Source organism: Undibacterium sp. Xuan67W, from assembly GCF_049340165.1.
GTDB lineage: Bacteria > Pseudomonadota > Gammaproteobacteria > Burkholderiales > Burkholderiaceae_D > Undibacterium.
In genome coordinates this window covers 1-255 of sequence record NZ_JBMPPN010000067.1, presented here as the reverse complement: position 1 = coordinate 255, position 255 = coordinate 1, and the positions used below count along the sequence as shown (strand labels likewise).

The 255-nt window shown below is 43.9% G+C and carries 1 protein-coding gene; it reads left to right on the top strand.

All coding sequences use genetic code 11. The features are described 5' to 3' along the window. The coding region (locus ACO0LE_RS20290) for an IS3 family transposase (RefSeq protein WP_422962131.1) at positions 1-255 on the top strand (255 nt) is incomplete at both ends.

The window sequence follows — 255 nt, the reverse complement described above, 5'->3', positions numbered from 1 at the left end:
TAAAGGTAAATCGTAGCGGATTCTATGCTTGGAAGAAGAATCCTTTATCTGAACGCGCGAAGGCAAATGTGCAGATTCTGACTGAAATTAAACAAGCTTATGTTGAGAGCGGTGGAATTTATGGGAGTCCACGTATCCATCGGGATTTAAAGGAAGCTGGTATTGCATGCGGTGAGAACAGAGTCGCAAAGATGATGCGTGACGCTCAACTGAAATCTGCCCGAGGGTATCGTAAGCCAAGATTTAAAGTAGGTA